23 protein-coding genes are annotated in these 21,120 nt (G+C 40.8%); 12 read left to right on the plus strand and 11 right to left on the minus strand.

Annotated features, from left to right (window positions below; translation table 11 throughout):
• The 5 genes from AC6JAD_RS02705 to AC6JAD_RS02725 all read left to right on the plus strand — a co-directional run bounded on the left by AC6JAD_RS02705 (position 1) and on the right by AC6JAD_RS02725 (position 4,156).
• Complete coding sequence (locus tag AC6JAD_RS02705) at positions 1-888, plus strand: DUF8458 domain-containing protein (protein WP_461302686.1); 888 nt, start codon at positions 1-3, stop codon at positions 886-888.
• Positions 885-1,253 (plus strand): preprotein translocase subunit SecG, encoded by a 369-nt coding sequence (gene secG, locus AC6JAD_RS02710; protein WP_461302685.1) that lies wholly within the window; start codon positions 885-887, stop codon positions 1,251-1,253. Before AC6JAD_RS02705 ends, secG begins: the two co-directional genes overlap by 4 nt.
• 153 nt (positions 1,254-1,406) lie before the next feature.
• Positions 1,407-1,682, plus strand: coding sequence for a co-chaperone GroES (locus AC6JAD_RS02715; RefSeq protein WP_461302684.1), 276 nt, complete (start codon positions 1,407-1,409; stop codon positions 1,680-1,682).
• 67 nt (positions 1,683-1,749) lie between these two features.
• Positions 1,750-3,381 (plus strand): chaperonin GroEL, encoded by a 1,632-nt coding sequence (groL, locus tag AC6JAD_RS02720; RefSeq protein ID WP_461302683.1) that lies wholly within the window; start codon positions 1,750-1,752, stop codon positions 3,379-3,381.
• Between the two features lie 112 nt (positions 3,382-3,493).
• Positions 3,494-4,156: an NAD(P)-dependent oxidoreductase gene (locus AC6JAD_RS02725; protein ID WP_461302682.1), complete on the plus strand. Its 663-nt coding sequence runs from the start codon at positions 3,494-3,496 to the stop codon at positions 4,154-4,156.
• Positions 4,157-4,236: 80 nt separating this feature from the next.
• Here the strand turns inward: AC6JAD_RS02725 and AC6JAD_RS02730 are convergent, their stop codons facing one another.
• The 10 genes from AC6JAD_RS02730 to xrtF form a co-directional block, all read right to left on the minus strand.
• Positions 4,237-4,830 (minus strand): hypothetical protein, encoded by a 594-nt coding sequence (locus AC6JAD_RS02730; protein WP_461302681.1) that lies wholly within the window; start codon positions 4,828-4,830, stop codon positions 4,237-4,239.
• 43 nt (positions 4,831-4,873) lie between these two features.
• Positions 4,874-5,575: a hypothetical protein gene (locus AC6JAD_RS02735; RefSeq protein WP_461302680.1), complete on the minus strand. Its 702-nt coding sequence runs from the start codon at positions 5,573-5,575 to the stop codon at positions 4,874-4,876.
• A gap of 277 nt (positions 5,576-5,852) precedes the next feature.
• Positions 5,853-6,554: a hypothetical protein gene (locus AC6JAD_RS02740; RefSeq protein ID WP_461302679.1), complete on the minus strand. Its 702-nt coding sequence runs from the start codon at positions 6,552-6,554 to the stop codon at positions 5,853-5,855.
• An 81-nt stretch (positions 6,555-6,635) separates the two neighbouring features.
• The gene (locus AC6JAD_RS02745; protein ID WP_461302678.1) at positions 6,636-7,007 is read right to left on the minus strand and encodes a heavy-metal-associated domain-containing protein; all 372 of its coding nucleotides are present in this window, start codon (positions 7,005-7,007) and stop codon (positions 6,636-6,638) included.
• Between the two features lies 1 nt (position 7,008).
• Positions 7,009-9,276 (minus strand): TonB-dependent receptor, encoded by a 2,268-nt coding sequence (locus AC6JAD_RS02750; protein ID WP_461302677.1) that lies wholly within the window; start codon positions 9,274-9,276, stop codon positions 7,009-7,011.
• On the minus strand, positions 9,273-9,986 hold the full coding sequence (locus tag AC6JAD_RS02755) for a heavy-metal-associated domain-containing protein (RefSeq protein ID WP_461302676.1): 714 nt from the start codon (positions 9,984-9,986) through the stop codon (positions 9,273-9,275). Before AC6JAD_RS02755 ends, AC6JAD_RS02750 begins: the two co-directional genes overlap by 4 nt.
• Positions 9,987-10,074: 88 nt before the next feature.
• Positions 10,075-10,482 (minus strand): HYC_CC_PP family protein, encoded by a 408-nt coding sequence (locus AC6JAD_RS02760; protein WP_461302675.1) that lies wholly within the window; start codon positions 10,480-10,482, stop codon positions 10,075-10,077.
• 51 nt (positions 10,483-10,533) lie between these two features.
• Positions 10,534-11,070 carry a DUF3347 domain-containing protein gene (locus AC6JAD_RS02765; protein WP_461302674.1) on the minus strand — a complete coding sequence of 179 codons (537 nt, stop codon included), beginning with the start codon at positions 11,068-11,070 and terminating at the stop codon, positions 10,534-10,536.
• A 36-nt stretch (positions 11,071-11,106) separates the two neighbouring features.
• Positions 11,107-11,532 (minus strand): exosortase F system-associated membrane protein, encoded by a 426-nt coding sequence (locus tag AC6JAD_RS02770; protein ID WP_461302673.1) that lies wholly within the window; start codon positions 11,530-11,532, stop codon positions 11,107-11,109.
• Positions 11,529-12,080, minus strand: a complete 552-nt coding sequence (gene xrtF, locus AC6JAD_RS02775; protein ID WP_461302672.1) for an exosortase family protein XrtF — start codon at positions 12,078-12,080, stop codon at positions 11,529-11,531. The genes AC6JAD_RS02770 and xrtF overlap by 4 nt, the downstream gene beginning before the upstream one ends.
• Positions 12,081-12,176: 96 nt before the next feature.
• Between xrtF and AC6JAD_RS02780 the strand changes: the two genes are divergently transcribed.
• Entirely contained in the window at positions 12,177-12,632 is a 456-nt protein-coding gene (locus tag AC6JAD_RS02780; RefSeq protein WP_461302671.1) for a GAF domain-containing protein, read from the plus strand.
• On the opposite strand, the gene AC6JAD_RS02785 is transcribed toward AC6JAD_RS02780, so the two are convergent.
• Entirely contained in the window at positions 12,633-13,889 is a 1,257-nt protein-coding gene (locus tag AC6JAD_RS02785) for an ABC transporter permease (RefSeq protein WP_461302670.1), read from the minus strand.
• Between the two features lie 143 nt (positions 13,890-14,032).
• Between AC6JAD_RS02785 and purH the strand changes: the two genes are divergently transcribed.
• The 6 genes from purH to rodA all read left to right on the plus strand — a co-directional run bounded on the left by purH (position 14,033) and on the right by rodA (position 21,114).
• Positions 14,033-15,565, plus strand: a complete 1,533-nt coding sequence (gene purH, locus AC6JAD_RS02790) for a bifunctional phosphoribosylaminoimidazolecarboxamide formyltransferase/IMP cyclohydrolase (RefSeq protein WP_461302669.1) — start codon at positions 14,033-14,035, stop codon at positions 15,563-15,565.
• Between the two features lie 64 nt (positions 15,566-15,629).
• Positions 15,630-16,658: a rod shape-determining protein gene (locus AC6JAD_RS02795; RefSeq protein WP_272861288.1), complete on the plus strand. Its 1,029-nt coding sequence runs from the start codon at positions 15,630-15,632 to the stop codon at positions 16,656-16,658.
• Between the two features lie 13 nt (positions 16,659-16,671).
• Entirely contained in the window at positions 16,672-17,490 is an 819-nt protein-coding gene (gene mreC / locus AC6JAD_RS02800) for a rod shape-determining protein MreC (protein WP_461302668.1), read from the plus strand.
• Positions 17,480-17,989: a rod shape-determining protein MreD gene (locus AC6JAD_RS02805; protein WP_461302667.1), complete on the plus strand. Its 510-nt coding sequence runs from the start codon at positions 17,480-17,482 to the stop codon at positions 17,987-17,989. Before mreC ends, AC6JAD_RS02805 begins: the two co-directional genes overlap by 11 nt.
• A complete protein-coding gene (mrdA, locus tag AC6JAD_RS02810) occupies positions 17,986-19,854 on the plus strand; it encodes a penicillin-binding protein 2 (protein WP_461302666.1) in 1,869 nt (622 codons plus the stop codon). The genes AC6JAD_RS02805 and mrdA overlap by 4 nt, the downstream gene beginning before the upstream one ends.
• Positions 19,855-21,114 (plus strand): rod shape-determining protein RodA, encoded by a 1,260-nt coding sequence (gene rodA, locus AC6JAD_RS02815; protein WP_461302665.1) that lies wholly within the window; start codon positions 19,855-19,857, stop codon positions 21,112-21,114.
• Positions 21,115-21,120: the final 6 nt, after the last annotated feature.

The following is a 21,120-nucleotide window of genomic DNA, read 5'->3' on the forward strand; positions in this document are numbered from 1 at the left end:
ATGAACATTCAGACCTTCACATATTTGTTGGCAAATCCTCAAACCATCCATCCGGAACAGGTGAAGGAACTGGATACACTATTGGAGAAATACCCGTATTTTCAAAGTGCCCGTGCATTGCAATTAAAAGGCCTGAAAAACCAAAACAGCTATCTATACAATGATGCCCTAAAAATAGCAGCGGCCCATACCACCGATAGGGATATTCTTTTCGAATACATCACTTCAAAAGAATTTATTCAGAATGACATTTCAGAAGCAATCCTTCAACAGAGTGATGCCATAAAGGACATCGAAGTAATTTCCGAAAATGTTTCGGAAACGGTAAGCCGGGAAATTCATGAGCAATTGCAAACTGAGATGAAGAAGGCAGAGGCCATTCTTAATCCAGAGCTGTTTGAACGCAAATCCGTTCCTGTTGCCATTACCCCTTCAGAAGAAAAAGAAAAGGCCACTTCGGAAGAAGTGCTTGAGATAAATGAACCTATTACATTCACCAAAAGCGACACACATTCCTTCGGCGAATGGTTAAAGCTAACACAAGCACAACCTATTGAACGCGAAGAATTAGAAGTTGATGAGGACCAGACTAACCTTCATGAGGACCGTCAACGTAAGTTTGAGCTGATTGAAAAATTTATTCAGGAACGTCCCAAAATTGAGCCCAAACAGACTCCAAAGAAAAACAAGAATCTTGCCAAGCCTTACACACAGGCTCCTGAGCAGCTAATGACAGAGACTTTGGCTAAGGTATACCTTCAACAAAAAAATTATAAAAAAGCCATTCAGGCATATAAAATTTTAATTTTGAAAAATCCCGAAAAAAGTGGTTTCTTTGCAGACCAAATTCGGGCGATAGAAAAACTGATAAAAACAGAAGAACAATGACGCAATTTACCATATTTTTAATTCTAATCGTTTTCGTAGCATTCTTGCTAGTGGTAGTGATCATGGTGCAGAACCCTAAAGGAGGAGGATTATCTTCTACTTTTGGTGGTGGCGGTGGTCAACAATTGGGAGGAGTGAAGAAAACAACCGATTTCTTAGATAAGAGTACTTGGACACTAGCCATTATTTTATTGGCCTTAATCCTTTTGTCTAATATCTCTTTATTCAACGAACAAGGAAACCCTAATCTGTTCCAAGAACAAACTGAAAACGTTAGCCCTCTTGATACCAATACAGGAAGCGATGCTACCAATGATAATACAGGAGGAAACGGAAGTAGTGGCGGTACGGATACTCCAGAGTAAAGAAAGAATCATACGATATATGAAATGCCAACTTGTGACAAGTTGGCATTTTTTGTTTCAATTTGACAGTAATTATCAAATGGCATAATTTCTGAAAACAGGGAAAGCATACAATTAAAAACTAAAAATTAACTTCATAAAATACAATTGAAAATGGCATTGAAAATCCAACCACTTTCAGATCGCGTTTTGGTAGAGCCACAAGCCGCCGAAACCCAAACTGCATCAGGACTGTACATTCCAGATTCTGCAAAAGAAAAACCACAACAAGGAAAAGTTGTAGCCGTTGGCAAGGGTAAAAAAGACCATGACATGACCGTAAAAGTTGGCGACACCGTATTGTACGGAAAGTACTCTGGTAGCGAGCTTAAATTAGACGGCAAAGATTATCTCATCATGCGAGAGGATGACATACTCGCAATAATCTAATTTTTAGAAAAAAGTTAAACCAAACTGCCGATAGCAATTCGCTGTTGGCCCAAAAGCAATAAACAAAATGGCAAAGGATATAAAATTTGATGTGGAAGCACGTGACGCTATCAAACGTGGTGTAGACGCATTGGCAAACGCAGTAAAAGTAACTTTAGGACCTAAAGGTAGAAACGTAATCATTAGTAAATCCTTCGGTGCACCCCAAGTAACCAAAGATGGGGTTTCCGTAGCCAAGGAAATCGAATTGGAAGATGCCTTGGAAAATATGGGAGCACAAATGGTAAAGGAAGTAGCTTCCAAAACCAACGATCTTGCCGGAGATGGTACAACCACTGCTACCGTATTAGCACAAGCGATTGTAAAAGAAGGACTTAAAAACGTGGCTGCTGGAGCCAACCCTATGGATCTAAAACGCGGTATCGACACGGCTGTGGAAGCCATCGTTACCGATTTGGAAAAACAATCGACCAAGGTGGGGAACTCTTCTGAGAAAATTCAGCAAGTAGCTTCCATTTCTGCGAACAATGATATCCAGATCGGTGATCTAATCGCCGAGGCCTTTGGTAAAGTAGGTAAAGAAGGAGTGATCACTGTAGAAGAAGCCAAAGGAACCGATACTTATGTAGATGTGGTAGAAGGAATGCAGTTCGATCGTGGGTACCTATCCCCTTACTTTGTTACCGATAGCGATAAAATGCAAACCGAATTGGAAAGCCCAATGATCTTGTTATATGACAAGAAGATTTCCAATATGAAAGACCTACTTCCTGTATTGGAGCCCGTCGCACAACAAGGAAAGTCTTTACTAATCATTGCCGAAGATGTTGAAGGCGAAGCCTTAGCTACTTTAGTGGTGAATAAATTAAGGGGAGCACTTAAAATTGCAGCTGTAAAAGCTCCAGGATTCGGGGATCGCCGTAAGGCCATGTTAGAAGACATAGCTATCCTAACGGGAGGAACCGTAATTTCTGAAGAAAGAGGCTTCACCTTAGAGAATGCAACGGTTGACATGTTAGGTACAGCCGAAACTGTAACCATAGACAAGGACAATACGACGGTAGTAAATGGTGCTGGAAACAAAAGCGATATTAAAGCCCGTGTGGGACAGATAAAAGCACAAATAGAAACTACTACAAGCGATTACGATAAAGAGAAACTACAAGAGCGCTTAGCCAAATTGGCTGGCGGTGTTGCTGTATTGTATGTAGGTGCTGCTTCCGAAGTAGAAATGAAGGAAAAGAAAGACCGTGTAGACGATGCACTTCATGCCACTCGTGCAGCGGTAGAAGAGGGAATTGTAGCCGGAGGTGGTGTAGCTTTGGTTCGCGCCAAAAAAGTATTGGAAAAATTGACTACCGAAACGATGGACGAAGCCACTGGGATCCAGATTGTAGCGCGCGCCATCGAATCCCCTCTTAGAACCATAGTTGAAAATGCTGGTGGAGAAGGCTCGGTAGTAATTAACAAAGTAATGGAAGGCAAAAAGAACTATGGTTACAATGCCAAGAACGATGCCTATGTAGATATGTTGAAAGAAGGAATCATTGATCCCAAGAAAGTAACACGTATCGCTTTGGAAAATGCAGCCTCTGTTGCAGGAATGATCCTTACCACTGAATGTGCTTTGGTAGACATTAAAGAAGATGCTCCAGCCATGCCTCCAATGGGTGGCGGTGGAATGCCAGGTATGATGTAATGCACATTGGCACAAACCATAAATAGATTTTGGTTCATCCGGAACCTGAAAGACCCCTGCTAATTGCGGGGGTTTTTGTTTGGGCAAGAAAGCGGTATTTTAGTAGTATCGTATGGAACAAGGAAAACTACTCTTATTGGGAGCTACTGGCCGAACCGGCAAGTGGGTGTTGGAAACGGCACTTGAGAAAGGGCATGAGGTTCATTGCTTGGCCCGTGATGCAGATAGGATACCCCTAAAAGAAGGACTTACTGTTTTTGAAGGTGATGTGACACAACCAGAACACCTATCCAAAGCAATTGATGGGTGTCAATTCGTAATAAGCACATTGAATGTTTCCAGGAAATCTGATTTTCCTTGGTCCGGGTTAAAGACTCCAATCAATTTTCTTTCCAATGTAATGACACATCTCGTTCCTATTGCAGAAAACCATCACATTGACCGAATAGTCGTATGTTCTGCTTGGGGCGTATTAGAGACTGAAAAGGATATTCCGGGATGGTTTCGTTGGTTTATCAATAATAGTAACATTGGAGCGGCATATCGTGATCATGAACGGCAAGAATTGATATTGGAAAAATCCAATCTAAACTGGACAATTGTAAGACCAGTTGGACTCACCAATTCCGTTAAATCACAATCAATCAAGGAAACGCTAGATAATACATCCAGGCCAAGTTTGACTATTAGTCGTAAAAGCGTAGCAAAATATTTAGTGGAAAGTATTTCCCAAGTTGAACTGATCGGAAAAAAGGTGGTTATCTCGAAAAAATAAGAGCACTTTGAGAATGGGGAAAAGATCGAACCCAGTAGATATGATGGCATACCGTCTATATAATCTTTTACCAAAAAAAATTAATTTAATTCCGGGCCATCTTTACCTGCTTGACAAGGTAGACTTACTCGTATCGAATAAGCAAGATGGGCAGTGGTAACACTGTTAATAGTAAAAAATTGAATTGTAAAACTAGTAACAGGAGCTACACTGTCGAACCAATGAACGTACTCTGCATTGCTACCGCTTTCGCCAATAGGAGTTGCCCCAGTGGTTGTTGCATTACACTGTACATTCGTGAAAGAGGTGAACGCAACCCCATTAAAAAGCAGGGAATCATCCCATCCGCCAGCAACTAAATCAAAATCGGCAATGTTAAGCCTATTTATCATTACAGGTGTTGAAAATGTAAATGTAAGTTGCCTTGCTGGAGGCATATTATTTGGACCGAAACTATGAAACGTCTGGTTTCCAGTCGCCACAAGGTTGGGTTGGTTTTGTGCAGGTGAAGTTAAGAACACATCCGTGCCCGCTCCGCCCGTATTAGTGACTGTGACGGTTCCCCCTGGAAAGGTTCCTGTCATAGAGGGTTGATGAGCTGTGGTTGACCATGTCACATAGGATTGGGCCATTAGCCCTGTCGATGAAATGAGCACAAAGGCTAAAAAAATCACGATACGGTTTGTTAAAAGATTTCCCAGGCACATAGGTTTAAGGTTAAAGATTTAAAATTGACACTTCGAGACGCTCCCGGTCACCGAAGTTGGTACTGAAAGCAGCGTCTGAGTTCAAGCCCCCTCCATAAACCGCCCCCATGAAATGCACACTATGGGTGCCTGCATCCAAAATCAAAATGGCGGTTTGGCTATTCATGATATAGCCACTGGCAGCATCGCAGTCGGAATTATTATACACCGTACTTTCCATACCATAGGGTTTCGTATAGCTTGAGGTCGTCCCGTCTCCCAAATAGAAATAGTTATAAATCATTTTGGCCCTACCATCTTCCACAAAGGACGTATTATCGTACGATTTTACCTCGGCCGACATGATGTAAGAAATGAACACTATGGAACGCTGGCTTAAGGTGAAGGTTCTTATGTACAATTCCTGATCTACGAAATCAGAATTTGCTGTGGTCTGCAAATTTGTTGGACTCATGGTATTCACAACAGAAACCAGTTGAGAACTTCCCGAACCCAAGGTTAGATCACCATCTGAGTCGACCCTTAGGTTATAGAGGCCTGTCCCCCCGAAATTATCTGGGTTATTGGTTGCGTTAAGGCCATCTATCCTAATCGAAGATGTTTCCCCAGCCACATGGAGTTCCCTCTGCGGATCGGTGGTTCCAATCCCGACTTGAGCGTAGATGCCTTCCGCAAAGAGAACAATGATTAATAAGGGCAAAAAAGATTTCATCGTAAGCGTAGGTTAAGTGTTGAACAAATATATGTTCGACCCTAGACCGGCTCCAAAACTTTTCGATTAACCCAAAATAAATGAGATTATCAGAAAGCTGAAATCCTAAAACACCAAAAATAATCGGATGAAGTTCGAATATTATAGATGAAATGCATTTTTAATGCATTCTCTATAGGTTATGTAGGAAAATTCATAATGTGTTTTTTATATCCTACAAGGCAGAAAACCAATAGCAATTCGCATTCCAAAAAAGAGTTGATATATCTCCCCTTTTTCACTCAAGATCATAGAAATACTCTGCCCTTAATTGTTGCTTATTCAATAAAGAATCCACAAAGTAACTTTTGCGGTGCTTATGGAGCAACAATCCTTGGTAATTCTGAAATTCCAAATTTTCAATAAGACTATACCTGTCATTGTGCAAGACCCTATTCGCTACACAGCGATCTTCTTCGTCAAAATAAAACCACCATATATCTTCCGAACCTGGATAAACAACCTTTACTTCTGAAACAGGAACACTATCAAACAAAATCCTCTTTCCTGTATATTCCATTTGGGCATTTGCATCCTTTAATTTAAAGGGTTGCATGAACACGAATTCGGCCGATTGAATTGTCTTCAAAGATTGCTCTAGGACACTTTGGTCTGTAACAACGGAATCATTCACCGAAACGAATACCTTACTTCCGTCATATGAGATTTCACGAACCGCTCCATCCCAAATACCGTGAATTTTAGTGGTGTAACTAGGCTTGAAAGTAAACGTTTGATATTGCCGATCTTGAGATTCCAAATACCCAGTTGCATCGAACAGTTTTGTGATTTTTCGAATCTCAATGGCATCAAGGTTCGCCATAGCCTCTTGGCCTCCATGGGCTACAACACTTTTGGCAATAATTTCTTCAGGGGTAGGTTCCGCTTCGTTTGCACAACCGTACAATAGCACTAGGGATAAAAGAAAAAAGGTACGCATGGGTTTGTTTTTGGCGCAGCAAAATACAAAAAGCCTATAAGAAGTAAATCCTATAGGCCATATATTCGTTATGATAATCGGCTATTTCCCGCCGTCCTCATCGTCTTCATGATCATCCCTTACTTTTTCGTCGCGATAACGACAGCAGGCATGCACGGTGTTGTAGGCTTCATCGGTTGCCTTTATTTCCTTGGTATCATGACCCACAGCAGCGATATTCTCCTGAATCTTACCTAAGTCCGCTTTTCGTTCATCATATATAAGGCTCAGCTCATGGGTTTCTACATTCCAAACAGCCGACTTTACACCCTTGGTTTTTAAGGAAGCCAACTCAATGCGCTTTTTGCACATCATACAAACACCATCAACCTCCAAGGTGGCTTTTGCATTTTTATCTTGGGCCCAAAGTCCTGTTCCCACAATTAACAAAGCAATTACTAATACGTTTTTCATGTTATTTTATTTTATATCGCAATCCTGCATAATACATACTACCAAATATCGGACCATAAACAAATGTAGTATCAAAATAGGTTGCAAATGGGTTTTCAGCATTAATTATAGGCTGGTCCTGCCTTACATTGGTCATATTCTCGCCTCCCAAATATACTTCAAAACGCGGAGAAAACACCTTAGTGATCTGGGCATTCAAAGTCGTTACACTTGGAGAACGATCTGGTAATTGAAAATCCGCTGGACTTGTTGCCGTAGATGGATATCGCTGTGAATCCAGCCAATTGGCAGTAATATCGAACTTCCATTGCGATCCGTTTTCCTTCTGGTGTGTTTCATAACTTGCATTGGCAAACAGCCTGTTTTTTGGAGTCAAGGGTCGCTCCAACCTACCCGATATATAATCGGTTTGTATATCATAATATTTGTAGGCTAACCTCAGATCTATTTGTTCTGATAGGTTATAATTAAATTCGGTCTGAAAAGAATTGGCAAAACTTTCTCCCCTAAGGTTATAGAAGCGCACATTTTGCGGGTTTTCCCAATCGACCACTACTTGATTCTGGAAATCGGTCCTATAAAAGTCGAAGGTGACGTCGGCTTTTCTTCCCAATAAATTGAATCCCTGTAAATAGGAAACCCCATAATTCCAAGCCACTTCTGGATCCAAACCATACACCTTTCCATTGGTGTCGAGAATATTTATATTCCTACTACTTGAAAACATCTTCTGGTTTTCAGTAAATATATTCGCACTTCTCCTTCCACTACCAGCAGAAAAACGAAATGCCGACTTTTCCCAAGGTGTATACTTAACATGGAGACGCGGGGTCACAAAAAAGCCTAATCGGTTATGATTATCTACCCGTATCCCTGCCTGTAAGGACAATGCATCCAGGTTATCATAGGAGTATTCAAAAAAAGCTCCTACCGAGTTTTCGGTACGCTCATAAGTCGTTGCATTCACATCTTCATCATAATGATCGTACGTAAAACTAACGCCTGTTTTCACTTTATGCCGTGAATCGCTAATAATAGAATTGTACATGGCATTTCCGTAAAAGCTCTTATGAATAATGTTATACGTATTCAATCCAAAAAAAGACTCCTGTTCATGAAAACTAAAGGCCGACTGTATCCCCACACTCTGATAGGGAATCTTTGGGTTTACCCATCCTAATTTACCAGAAACATCAAATCGCTGTGTCTCTATCTCGCTTCTCCAAAGTGGCTCCCCGCTCGAATTTGTCCCCCCATGGCCATGACCACCTGTATCCTCATCATTTTGATTTGAATGTATTTGCCCAGATTCATTAAGATCATCCATAAATCTAATATTGATAAAACTCACCAATCCTTTTTCTGGATTAGTGTACTGCCAACGATTCAATATATTAACTTGTTTCCCTTGGGGCATATCCAAAAAATTGTCATTATTCTTGTCGTGATGTCCGTCCCGAAGATTTCCGTGTAGGTAAAAACCGGCGTCCCATTTGTCGCTTACCTTAGTATTCAGATGGGTGTTGAGCTCCCTTCTACCACTATTAGCGGCATATAAATTTTGATAAAAGGAAAAGTCCTTGGTGGGTTTTTGTAGTTCGGTATTAATTTGCCCAGCAATGCTCTCAAAGCCATTCACCACACTACCGGCACCCTTGGTTATCTGAATACTTTCCACCCAAGTCCCTGGAATGAAACTCAAACCATAGGCTTGTGATGCTCCCCTAATTGATGGGATGTTCTCGGTGGCAATTAAAATATTGGGGCTTTCCAACCCTAACATTCGTATCTGTCGGGTACCCGTTACCGCATTGGCAAAATTTACATCGATCGATGGATTGGTCTCAAAACTTTCCGAAAGATTGCAGCAGGCTGCTTTCAGCAACTCATCACTACTTACCAAAATAGTATTCTCGGCCTTAATGTAAGATCTAGCAGATGCCTTTTTTCGCGCCGATATAGTAACTTCATTTAGGTTGCTTCTTGCCTGTAAGGTGTGTTCTATCCGTCTACTATTCGAAACTGTGATGGTATCGGTAATATACCCAACATAACTAATGACCAATTCCTTGTAGGACGGGTCATAGTCAATACTGAAATTTCCATCGATGTCCGTGGCTGCCCCGATATTGGTATTCATCCAAACAACATTCGCTCCTAAGAGCCCTTCCTCCGAATTGCTAGCTCCATCCAAAATTCTACCTTCCAGTTGTTCCTGGCCCATAAGTGCCAGTGGCAACAACAGTATTATTACTATCCAATTTTTCATACTCCAGCTGGTTTTAAAAGCATGAAAATGGCCATGGCAATCATTAAAGTGTTCTCTATGAAAGTGGCTTCTGTCATGGGTAAATTAAGCGCGGTCCCCAAACAAGCACATTTTATTTTTCGTTTATCCAGCAAACTCCTAGTTACACCAACTGTGGTTATTCCCAGAATAACGATAGTAGCAATAAGTGCTAAGTTAAGCTCTATTCTCATTAGGAAAAGCACTCCCAATAACACTTCCAAAAAAGGATATATCCATGCATATATGGGCACCGCATTAGCTAAAGGATCATACATTCTAAACGAAGGGGGGAATCCTTTTAGGTCCAGCAACTTAAAGAAACTGAACACAATAAAGAACAATCCCATAAAATCGAACATAAAGGATGATAATTGCCATTCCTTATAATTAAGCAGTCCGGATGCTACCAATATATATCCTAGAATTAGGAATAAAGGCTGGAGCTGCTGCAACTTCGATTTGGTTCTTTCCCCGTCGGTAACACCCAATGGTGTAATTTGATATTTGGAACCAAGAACCGATTGCAATTGAGCAATGTCGAGCAAGTGTTCCGATTGAACGGAGGCCTTACCCTTCTGGAGATTGACCGTCACCGAGTCAACCCCATGGAGTTCTTCTATTTTTTTCTGAACGGTAGTTCGGCAACCATCACAGGTCATACCCGATACCGCATATGTTTTAGTTATCATGAATTATCATTTGATGTTAGGTTAATTCCATTGCTTATAAGTCCTAACAAAGGACTTTACGGGATCTGGTTATCCCTGCGGAATTACATCAAATTAGGTAAGATTCGTACAGCACATGTAGATTGTCCTCCAAGGGAGGTGGGCTGTAGTCTTTAAAAAAGTCTGGGTTATTATCAAGATCTGGGTCCTGCTGAAGCACAAAAACGGCTACAAAAGAGGCAACAAATGCAGGTTCCAATTGAATATCGAAAGATGCATCGGCAAAATTGTCATCAATATCAACTTGGGTGTACTTATTATCGCAACAGCCATGATCTTCGGCCGACTCATCTTCGCAGCCCGAATCCATAGCAACCATACAACAGGACAAGACCTCTTGACCTAAGGTTACCTTTGCCATCATTTCGTACTCCCCACAAAAATGTTGGGCATAGGTAACTCCAGTACTACTAATGAGCAATAAAAGGGATAACAGTATAGAAATGATCTGCTTCACTTTACAAAATTAAGTCAAAAAATGAGCCTTGGAAGTAAAATTTCGTTAAAATTACTTGATTTCCTCAGACACCCTACCGCATTTAAGCATAACATCCCCAAAATAAGGATTGCGAATTTCCTTTGTGTTGCTTAGCCAATACCCACCTGTGTTATTGAATGCCATCGGGCAGTATTGCTTATACACCGCACCAGAGATCAATGCTCCTTCCAGCATGGCTTCCACATGTGCTGAAACATCGGAAAATGAAGCTCGCTGCGTTTTTACATCCTCACTTTCGGAAATAGCCTGAGCCGCCCTAAACACCTCTTCGTCCACACCCAGGTTAGAATAAGCTGTAAGCAGTACAGAGGCTTTTTCCTGAGCTTCAGTTGCATTGGTATTTACCAGGGCCGTTTTCAAGGCATTATACGCTTTGTATACCTCAGCTACTTTAGGGTCATTGAATTCGGCTTCCATTTCGGCCGATGTGTAGACTTCTTTGACTGGTTCAACTTCAACTGTTTCTATTTCAGGTGATTTTGCATTGTCTTTACAGGAAAAAAATACAGCTATGAACATAAGGGAAATAAGAATTCGTGCTTTCATTGGGATAGATTTACAGTATTAGGCAAAGATACATTACTACAGGTTTTTCTGAAAGTAAAAGGCTGGAATTAATAGCAATAAGAACAAGGGCTGGATAAGGAATCGTCTCACATAAAAAAGGGCCATATGTCCTCCTTCCTGATCCGATCCCAGGAGAATAGAGAAAAATATCATTAATAGTACAAAAACACACACATATAGCAACAGTGATACCTTTAGCACATCCTTTCTCTTAAAAATGACCCAAAGTATAAGCAATGAAAGAAATGTATTCAGCCAAAAACGAAATGAGGTATGCATAAGAAGTTTCCCTATGTCCATTTGGGGTAAAACGTCTGTACTATGGGTTGTCTCAAAAAATACTATTAAGGGATCGTAAAAAAGGTCGGCGGCAAATGCCCTAATAAGGATTAAAAGCCCAAACAATACTATAACGACAAACCATTGCGTCCCCTTGTTCATACCTTTGTTTCTTTTTTCTGTTTGAGGCCCCTTACCCAGATCATCCAGAGCAAAAAGACCATTCCATAGATTATCCCCGGAAAAACAATGCCGTGAAGCAGATCATCGTATTGCGGATATTTATAGAGTGCTATGGCTAAAATGGCTATTCGAAGAATATTAACTCCGTAAATAAGTACCGTCCCTCCTAGTATAAATAACAGTGTTTTTTTTAGTTTTTGGGCAAACGCAATAACAAATGCCATAAAAAGAATAATGATGCTTACTGCATTGCACCCCTCAATAATGCGTGCTAGATACATATCGTTAACAAATAACTTCATGGTAGGTTGCGATTCGTGAGGGGTAACCATGGCATTATATCCCAAACCATTTAGCACATCACTACTTTGTTTGGCCACTAAATGGGTTATAAAATCTGGAGGGTACTGGGTTCCTTTTGCACTTTGGAGATACCAAGAATATAAAAAGGTAAGTACGAGATAGGTTCCCAAAAAGAGAACGACAAACCGTATGACCGATTTATATCTTTTAAAGATGTCTTTCAAACTAATGTATTAGACCTTGGTTACATACAAAAATATAGAAATAGATCTTGGGAGATAAAACGTTTTTAAAATACCTTTACCAAAAAATTGATTACCGTGATTTTTGAAGCCTTAAAATCCCCGATAAATACCATTCTCACGACTCCAGAAACAAGCGTGAATGAAAAGCTTACAGGAGTTTGTGAACTATTACAAACCTCCTTGCCTGCCTATGACTGGGTGGGGTTCTATTTTGCTAATGAAACCGAAAGAACCCTGCACTTGAAGGCATTTGCTGGCGAGCCAACCGATCATACCGTAATCCCATTTGGCAAAGGTATTTGCGGACAGGTAGCTGAAAGCAATGCCAATTTTGTGGTCCCGGATGTGAAAGCCCAAGACAATTACATTGCCTGTAGTATTTACGTGAAAGCTGAAATCGTGATTCCATTATTTAAGGATGGAAAAAATATTGGACAAATAGATATCGACTCCCATACACCCAATCCGTTTACCAAGGAAGATGAGCAGTTTTTAGAATGGGTAAATGAAAAAGTAGCCGAAATCCTCTAGCTACATTCCAGATCTAATAGCTTCTACCGGATTGAGTCGTGAAGCCGAGTACGCAGGTACTATACCCGAGATAAGCCCAATAATGGCAGAAATCAACGTTCCCAAAAATAGGTTCCAAGGGGAAAGGACAAACTGAAAATCGCCCGATAAGCTCGAAGCAATCAAGGATCCAATAAAAACCAAAAATAAACCTACAAGCCCTCCAATAATGGCCAAAATCATGGCTTCGAATAAAAACTGAAGCATGATAAACTTATTTTTCGCCCCCAATGATTTTTGAATTCCAATTAAGTTGGTTCGCTCTTTTACACTCACGAACATAATGTTGGCAATTCCGAAACCACCAACCAGCAAAGAAAACAGGCTAATGACCCCTCCTATCTTATTCATGGTCCCGGTCATATTATTGATGGCATCGGTAAAACCTTGTAACTGATTGATGAAGAAATTGTCCATTTGCTCAGGTTTGAGCCCCCGTATAATTCTCATTTTCGATGTTAGCAAGGCAATAAACTCTTCATTGTCAACTCCCCTTTCCGGTTTAATAAGGATAAAAGGAAATGTGGCTTTGTTGTTATCCCCATAAATGCGTCGCATAAAATTGACGGGTAAAAAAGTGGCCACATCTTTGCTATCCCCAAAAAGTCCACTACCCTCTTTCTCCATCGTTCCTATTACGGTAAGTTTACGACCATATACACGAATTTTCTTCCCTATTGAATTTTGTGCTGACCCAAAGAGGCTTTGGGCAATTTCATCGCCAATTACAATCACGGTGGCTCCACGATTGGATTCGGACTCGTTGAAGAACCTACCGAAGGATAGTTTCACATCTTCGATATTGGTTTGTTCGTGCGTTACTGCGATCATTTCAACATTTTCCACCGACTTGTCCTCGAACTTCACTGTTTCCCTTTGCACATTTAACTGATAGGAAATCCCTTTCATGTCTGGCATCATTTTCTTAACCAGCATATACTCATCGTAATTCACATCGGGAAACTGGTCCCTTTTCCATTCGGGAACTTCCGTCGGACCAAACGAAAAGCGACACAGGAAAATCGTGCTGTTATCCAATCCGCTTATCGTTCCCTCTATTTCTTTTTTTAATGAATCTACTGAAGCAAGGACGGCAATAATTGAAAATATTCCGATGGTCACTCCCAACAAGGAAAGAAAGGTCCGCAACTTGTTATTAACAAGTGCACTTATGGCAAAATTAAAGCTCTCTTTCAGTACCCGAAGATAGATAACCATGCGGCTGTTTTTTTATATTTCGGGAATGTACTGTGACATTCCTTATTTCAAATTGAAAATAAGACGTTTTGGTAGGCGATAAGTTACAAATTTAGGTCTCAATTATGTACTTTTGCAACTTTAAATCTAGCAACAAACTTTCAATGGCAGGCTCTAAGAAAATCGCTTCGGCTCTCATCTCGGTATTTCACAAAGACGGATTGGCACCAATTGTTCAGAAACTCGATGAGTTGGGTGTAACAATTTATTCAACAGGAGGAACGGAAAAGTTCATCAATGATCTTGGAATCAATGTGGTTCCGGTAGAAAGTGTAACCGATTATCCGTCTATTTTGGGAGGTCGTGTAAAAACACTTCACCCTAAGGTTTTTGGTGGGATTTTAAACCGACAAGACAATGAAAGTGATGTAGCCCAAATGAAGGAATTCCAGATTCCCCAACTGGATTTGGTCATTGTAGATTTATATCCTTTCGAAAAAACGGTTGCTTCTGGTGCATCCGAGCAAGATATTATTGAAAAGATAGATATTGGTGGGATTTCATTAATCCGTGCCGCGGCCAAAAACTTCAAGGACACCCTTTGTGTTTCCTCTATGGAAGACTATGCAGAAGTTCTTGAAATGATTTCTGAAGGAAATGGAAGTACTACCTTCGATCAGAGAAAGCGATTTGCAGCAAAATCATTCAATGTATCGTCTCATTACGACACGGCAATCTTCAACTACTTCAATGCCGACCACTCTATAGCCAGTCTTAAGATTAGTGAAACCCAAGGAAAGGTGTTGCGCTACGGCGAAAACCCGCATCAAAGAGGATTCTTCTTTGGGGATTTCGATGCCATGTTCGACAAATTACACGGAAAAGAACTAAGCTATAACAACTTGTTGGATGTAGATGCCGCTGTAAACCTCATGAATGAATTTACAGGCGAAGCACCGACTTTTGCCATTTTAAAGCACAATAATGCCTGTGGTATTGCCCAAAGGGACACTGTATTACAAGCCTATGTGGATGCCCTTGCAGGGGACCCAGTCTCTGCCTTCGGGGGTATTTTAATCTCGAATACCGAAATTGATGCTTCCACGGCCGAAGAAATTCACAAGCTTTTCTGCGAGGTAGTTATCGCTCCTTCCTATACCACAGCTGCGCTCGAGATCTTGAAAGGAAAGAAAAACCGTATTCTACTTGTTCAAAAACTACATGAGTTACCAGAAACCATTACCAGAAGCTGCTTAAATGGTGCTTTGGTTCAGGATCGTGATAATGTAACAGATTCCCAGGATATTTTAAATCAGGCCACTAGCCATAAGCCATCCGAAAGTGAATTGGAGGATCTTTTATTCGCTTCCAAGATTTGTAAGCATACTAAATCCAATACCATTGTACTCGCCAAAGGAAAGCAACTCTGCGCCAGTGGAACTGGGCAAACCTCACGAGTTGATGCATTGAGGCAGGCTATTGAAAAAGCGAAATCCTTCGAATTTGATTTACAAGGAGCCGTTATGGCTAGTGACGCGTTCTTCCCTTTTCCCGATTGTGTGGAGATAGCGGACAACGCAGGGATTACTGCTGTGATTCAGCCTGGAGGATCCATAAAAGACGAATTAAGCATTAATTATTGTAATGAAAATGGCCTTTCCATGGTATTTACTGGGGTACGCCATTTTAAGCACTAAATTTTGTTACATTTGTAGGAATAGCAAACCACGAACACTATAATTTACATCATATCTACTACTTATGGGATTTTTTGATTTCCTAACCGAAGAAATAGCTATCGACCTTGGAACTGCAAATACCTTAATCATTCATAATGATAAGGTCGTTGTAGATGCCCCTTCCATTGTAGCTCGGGACCGTACTACGGGAAAAATAATTGCAGTTGGCCGCGAAGCTGCCCGCATGCAGGGAAAAACACACGAAAACATCAAAACCATTAGACCCCTAAAAGATGGGGTAATTGCCGATTTCGATGCTAGTGAGAAGATGATCAATATGTTCATCAAGGATATCCCCGCATTAAAAAAGAAATTGTTAACCCCTTCATTGCGCATGGTAATTTGTATCCCTAGTGGAATTACCGAAGTTGAAATGCGTGCAGTTAAGGAAAGTGCAGAGCGTGTAAACGGTAAGGAAGTATATCTTATCCATGAGCCAATGGCGGCGGCTATTGGTATTGGTGTCGACATCATGCAGCCAAAAGGGAACATGGTAGTAGACATAGGAGGAGGTACTACCGAAATTGCGGTAATAGCCCTAGGTGGAATCGTGTGTGATAAATCGGTGAAAATTGCTGGAGACGTTTTTACCAACGATATCATTTATTATATGCGCACCCAACACAACCTTTACATTGGGGAGCGAACTGCAGAGAAAATTAAAATACAAATAGGGGCTGCGACCGAAGACCTAGAATTGCCACCAGATGAAATGGCGGTGCAGGGTCGTGACCTTCTTACTGGAAAGCCGAAGCAGATTCAAACGTCCTACCGTGAAATAGCAAAGGCTTTAGACAAGTCCATCTTACGAATAGAAGACTCCGTAATGGAAACTTTATCACAAACCCCGCCCGAATTGGCGGCCGATATCTACAATACCGGGATTTATCTTGCCGGAGGAGGATCTATGTTGAGAGGATTGGATAAACGATTGTCCCAAAAAACCGATTTACCTGTATACATTGCCGAAGACCCCTTACGCGCAGTGGTACGGGGAACAGGAATTTGTTTAAAAAACCTCAACAAGTATAAAAGTGTATTGATTAAATAACAGATAGAGGGCCATGCAGCAGATCATATTCTTTTTCCTTCGGAATAAAAACTTCCTGTTGTTCCTTTTCTTATTTGTTATTTCGTTTGCGCTCACCATCAATTCGCGTTCGTATCACAAAAACAAGTTTGTGACTTCATCGAATTTCCTTTCGGGAGGCATTTATTCGTTTAGGAGCAGTATTACCGATTATTTTGATTTGGAAGAACAAAATGAGATCCTAACCCAGGAAAATCAAAGGCTTCGAACAATTATTGCCAACTCCAATGAAGAAGAGAGATTAACTTCTCCTATTCTCGATACAAATTTCAATTTTATCGGCGCCAAGGTGATCAACAACAATTATGCGCGCTCTAAAAATTACCTCACATTAAACAAAGGCATTCGAGATAGTATACAAGTGGATATGGGTGTTATATCCTCCCACGGGGTTGTTGGTATTATAACCGCTGCTTCAAATAAATACGCTTCTGTGCAATCGGTGTTGAACACCAATAGTCAAGTGGTCGCCAAATTCAAAAAATCGGACCATTATGGAACCCTTAAATGGAATGCACAGGAAGCCAACATTTTACAATTGGTGGAAATCCCACGATTGGCACCTGTGGCGTTAGGGGATACGATTGTAACCGATGGAAGATCAACCATATTTCCAGAAGGCATTCCAATTGGTGTGGTTTCCAATTTTGAAAGGGACCCCGATCAGGATTATTACACCATCGATGTTAGGTTATTTACAGATATGACCAGTGTAAAACATGTCTATATAATATCGCACAAGGATGCGGCAGAAATAAAGCAACTGGAAAAAGAAGTAGAAGATGCAGAGTAATGCCACGATTGTTAATATAGTGAGGTTTCTTTCCTTGGTGTTGGTTCAGGTATTTATCCTAAATCAAATTAACCTAGGAGGATACATAAACCCTTACCTCTATCCCCTATTCATTTTGGTATTTCCATTGACAGGAAATAAAAGTTGGCTCATATTTCTGAGCTTTGTCTTAGGACTCACCATAGACATGTTCTCCGATTCGGGAGGGGTTCACGCAGCGGCTTCCATATTTATAGCTTGGATACGCCCCGTTGCCCTAAAGTATTCTTTTGGCGTGAGTTATCAATTAAATACCCTGAAGATTAGTACAGCTCCGTTTTCGCAACAGCTAATCTATATTTTTAGTATGGTATTCCTACATCATTTAATGTTGTTTTCCATGGAAATTTTTAACGTTAACCAGATACTTTTAATTTTAAAGTCGACGTTATTCTGTGGTATATTCAGTGGAATATTAATGGTGTTTTCCGTTTTATTGTTCAGTAGAAAAAGTACGTGAGAAAATTTTTACTCTTATTTGTGGTACTCATTACCGGCGTCATTTTCGCGGGAAGGTTGTTTTATCTTCAAATTTATGATGATTCCTTTCAACGACTATCCGAAAATAATGCGGTAAAGATCATGTATGACTACCCTCAACGGGGTTATATTTTTGACCGTAATGGAACCCTATTGGTGTCTAATCAGCCATCCTATGATGTCATGGTTATCCCTAAGGACGTGAAACCCCTGGATACATTGGAATTCTGTAATCTACTAAAAATAGAGAAGGAAGATTTTATCTCTATTATGAAGAAAGCCAGGACGTATTCCCCTAGGCTACCTTCTCCTGTCATACCTCAGCTCACAAAATCTGAATATGCATCACTTTCAGAAAAAATGTATAAATACGATGGTTTTTATATTCAGAAGAGATCATTAAGGGATTATCAGGTAAATCACTCTGCCAATGTATTGGGCAACATCTCGGAGGTAAACGAGCAAATTATTCAGAATAATCCCTACTACCAGATGGGTGAGTTGATCGGTGTTGGTGGAGTGGAACAGCAATACGAAGATATACTTCGGGGTAACAAGGGTGTTCGGTATATCCAGAAGGATAAATTTAATCGCGACATTGGCCCTTATAAGGAGAAGAAGTTCGATACCCTACCCACTCGTGGAAAGGACATTACCTTAACCATAGATGCGGTCCTTCAACAATATGGAGAGGAGCTAATGGTCAATAAAAGGGGTGGAATTGTTGCTTTGGAACCTTCAACGGGAGAGATACTGGCTTTGGTAGCCGCTCCCAATTATGATCCTGCCTTGTTAGTTGGAAGGGAACGTTCCAAGAACTTTACAAAATTGTATTACGATACCATTGCCAAACCACTTTTTGATAGGGTTTTGCAAGGCGAGTATCCTCCAGGATCTCCTTTTAAAGCGCTTACTTCATTAATCGGCCTTCAGGAGGGTGTCATAGATATAGATGAAAAAGTATCCTGTCGTGGTGGTTATAATTATGGTGGAAAGAAGCCCTTGGGCTGTCACCATCATAAAAGCCCACTATCCATGATTGGAGGAATTGCGAATTCCTGTAACAGCTATTTCGCTACTGTATATCGTAGAACCATAGACAAATATTCAACGGCACAGGAAGGAATTGATAATTGGCGCAAACACCTTACGAGTTTTGGCCTAGGTAATTATTTAGGCTATGATCTTCCCGTTGGCAAGAGGGGTTTAATCCCAAATTCGGAATATTACAATAGATACTACCAATACCCAAAGTATAATTGGTATACCCCGGCGACAATTTCTAATTCCATAGGTCAGGGAGAGGTCTTAATGACACCCATGCAAATGGTTAATTTTACTGCCGCCATAGCTAACAGGGGTTATTACTACAAGCCACATATTATAAAAAAAATATCGGATGTAGACACCATTCCAAATGCCTATACCCAACGAAATCAGACCACTATAGATCCTGTTAACTTTGAGCCTGTAATCGATGGCCTTTTCGATGTATACAACTACGGAACAGCCTCCCATTTAAAAATCCCCGGAATCGATATCTGCGGAAAAACAGGAACCGCAGAAAACTACACCAAAATTAACGGAGAACGGGTACAACTTACAGATCACTCCGTATTTGTGGCTTTTGCTCCCAAGGATGATCCAAAAATCGCTATTGCGGTTTTTGTTGAAAACGGGTATTGGGGTTCGCGTTGGGCCGGCCGAATTGCCAGTTTAATGATAGAGAAATACATAAAGGGCGAAATTACACGAACAGACCTTGAAAGATTTGTAATGGAAGGAAGCTTGGAAGAAGAATATGCGAAACCCTATACGGGCGAACCCTTCACCATTAACCAATAAATGAATACCACTACCCGATACGTAAAATTCGATTGGCTTACCATATTACTCTATGTTTTGTTGGTAGGGTTCGGGTGGATCAATATATATTCGGCCTCCCTGGATGATACTGCGGCAGGCTTTTTCGACTTTACCCAGGTTTATGCAAAACAGCTTTTGTGGATTGCCTTAAGTGTGGTACTCATCATTTTCATTTTGGCTATCGATTCGAAATTCTATGAGCGCTTTTCCAGTGTCATTTATTTGATCGCCTTGCTCTCCCTTTTAGGGCTTTTTCTCTTCGGAAAAAATATAAACGGAGCCACATCCTGGTATGCCATTGGCAGCGCAAGCCTACAACCCAGTGAATTTGCAAAAGCGGCCACGGCACTGGCGCTTGGCAAATACATAAGTGATATCCAGACCAACATGAAAGAGTTTGGCCACCAATTGAAGGCATTTCTTATTATTGCCATCCCAGCACTGATCATTATTCCACAACCCGACCCCGGAAGTGCGTTGGTTTATGCAGCCTTTATATTTCCTATGTATCGGGAAGGATTGCATTTTATATTTTTATTATTGGGCTTTTTTGCCGCTGCTCTATTCGTAGGTACATTGCTCATTGGTGTTCCCGGAATGGCTTTGGTTATCATTTTAATCGCGCTGTTGGTTTTTTTATTCAAACGAAGGAAGAGAAAAACGCGTTGGATCCCATATGGAATTATAGTAGCTACTTGTATAGGGTTCACCCTGTCGGTGAATTATGTATTCAACAATGTATTCGAGCAACGTCATAGGGATCGCTTCAATATCGTACTGGGCAAAGAAGCAGACACTAAAGGTATCGGCTATAATACCAACCAAAGTGAAATTGCCATTGGAAGTGGTGGATGGACTGGCAAGGGCTGGACACAAGGTACGCAGACCAAAGGAAACTTCGTCCCAGAACAACAAACGGACTATATCTTTACCACAGTGGGTGAAGAATGGGGGTTTTTGGGATCCATCGTGGTTGTGATCCTTTTTGTATTCCTTATTGTTCGCCTCCTAATACTAGCCGAACGACAAAAAACACAATTTAGCCGTGTGTATGGATACAGTGTGGCAGCCATTATTTTTATTCACTTTGCCGTAAATATTGGGATGGTTACGGGATTGCTGCCTACCGTCGGAATCCCATTGCCTTTTTTTAGCTATGGCGGATCTGGACTATGGGGCTTTACTATCTTAGTGTTCATTTTTGTTCGATTAGATGGTTCAAATTATTATTACACTTAAATTGTG

The sequence above is a fragment of the Aureisphaera sp. genome (assembly GCF_059726885.1).

What these genes read in the sequence shown, in the direction of transcription:
- AC6JAD_RS02765 (WP_461302674.1), bottom strand. Translation starts at nt 11,070, where the DNA reads ATGAAAGCACGAATTCTTATTTCCCTTATGTTCATAGCTGTATTTTTT.
- AC6JAD_RS02735 (WP_461302680.1), bottom strand. Translation starts at nt 5,575, where the DNA reads ATGAAATCTTTTTTGCCCTTATTAATCATTGTTCTCTTTGCGGAAGGC.
- mreC (WP_461302668.1), top strand. Translation starts at nt 16,672, where the DNA reads ATGCAGCAGATCATATTCTTTTTCCTTCGGAATAAAAACTTCCTGTTG.
- AC6JAD_RS02750 (WP_461302677.1), bottom strand. Translation starts at nt 9,276, where the DNA reads ATGAAAAATTGGATAGTAATAATACTGTTGTTGCCACTGGCACTTATG.
- AC6JAD_RS02740 (WP_461302679.1), bottom strand. Translation starts at nt 6,554, where the DNA reads ATGCGTACCTTTTTTCTTTTATCCCTAGTGCTATTGTACGGTTGTGCA.
- secG (WP_461302685.1), top strand. Translation starts at nt 885, where the DNA reads ATGACGCAATTTACCATATTTTTAATTCTAATCGTTTTCGTAGCATTC.
- AC6JAD_RS02795 (WP_272861288.1), top strand. Translation starts at nt 15,630, where the DNA reads ATGGGATTTTTTGATTTCCTAACCGAAGAAATAGCTATCGACCTTGGA.
- purH (WP_461302669.1), top strand. Translation starts at nt 14,033, where the DNA reads ATGGCAGGCTCTAAGAAAATCGCTTCGGCTCTCATCTCGGTATTTCAC.
- groL (WP_461302683.1), top strand. Translation starts at nt 1,750, where the DNA reads ATGGCAAAGGATATAAAATTTGATGTGGAAGCACGTGACGCTATCAAA.
- AC6JAD_RS02745 (WP_461302678.1), bottom strand. Translation starts at nt 7,007, where the DNA reads ATGAAAAACGTATTAGTAATTGCTTTGTTAATTGTGGGAACAGGACTT.
- AC6JAD_RS02725 (WP_461302682.1), top strand. Translation starts at nt 3,494, where the DNA reads ATGGAACAAGGAAAACTACTCTTATTGGGAGCTACTGGCCGAACCGGC.
- AC6JAD_RS02755 (WP_461302676.1), bottom strand. Translation starts at nt 9,986, where the DNA reads ATGATAACTAAAACATATGCGGTATCGGGTATGACCTGTGATGGTTGC.
- rodA (WP_461302665.1), top strand. Translation starts at nt 19,855, where the DNA reads ATGAATACCACTACCCGATACGTAAAATTCGATTGGCTTACCATATTA.
- AC6JAD_RS02715 (WP_461302684.1), top strand. Translation starts at nt 1,407, where the DNA reads ATGGCATTGAAAATCCAACCACTTTCAGATCGCGTTTTGGTAGAGCCA.
- AC6JAD_RS02785 (WP_461302670.1), bottom strand. Translation starts at nt 13,889, where the DNA reads ATGGTTATCTATCTTCGGGTACTGAAAGAGAGCTTTAATTTTGCCATA.
- AC6JAD_RS02770 (WP_461302673.1), bottom strand. Translation starts at nt 11,532, where the DNA reads ATGAACAAGGGGACGCAATGGTTTGTCGTTATAGTATTGTTTGGGCTT.
- AC6JAD_RS02805 (WP_461302667.1), top strand. Translation starts at nt 17,480, where the DNA reads ATGCAGAGTAATGCCACGATTGTTAATATAGTGAGGTTTCTTTCCTTG.
- AC6JAD_RS02705 (WP_461302686.1), top strand. Translation starts at nt 1, where the DNA reads ATGAACATTCAGACCTTCACATATTTGTTGGCAAATCCTCAAACCATC.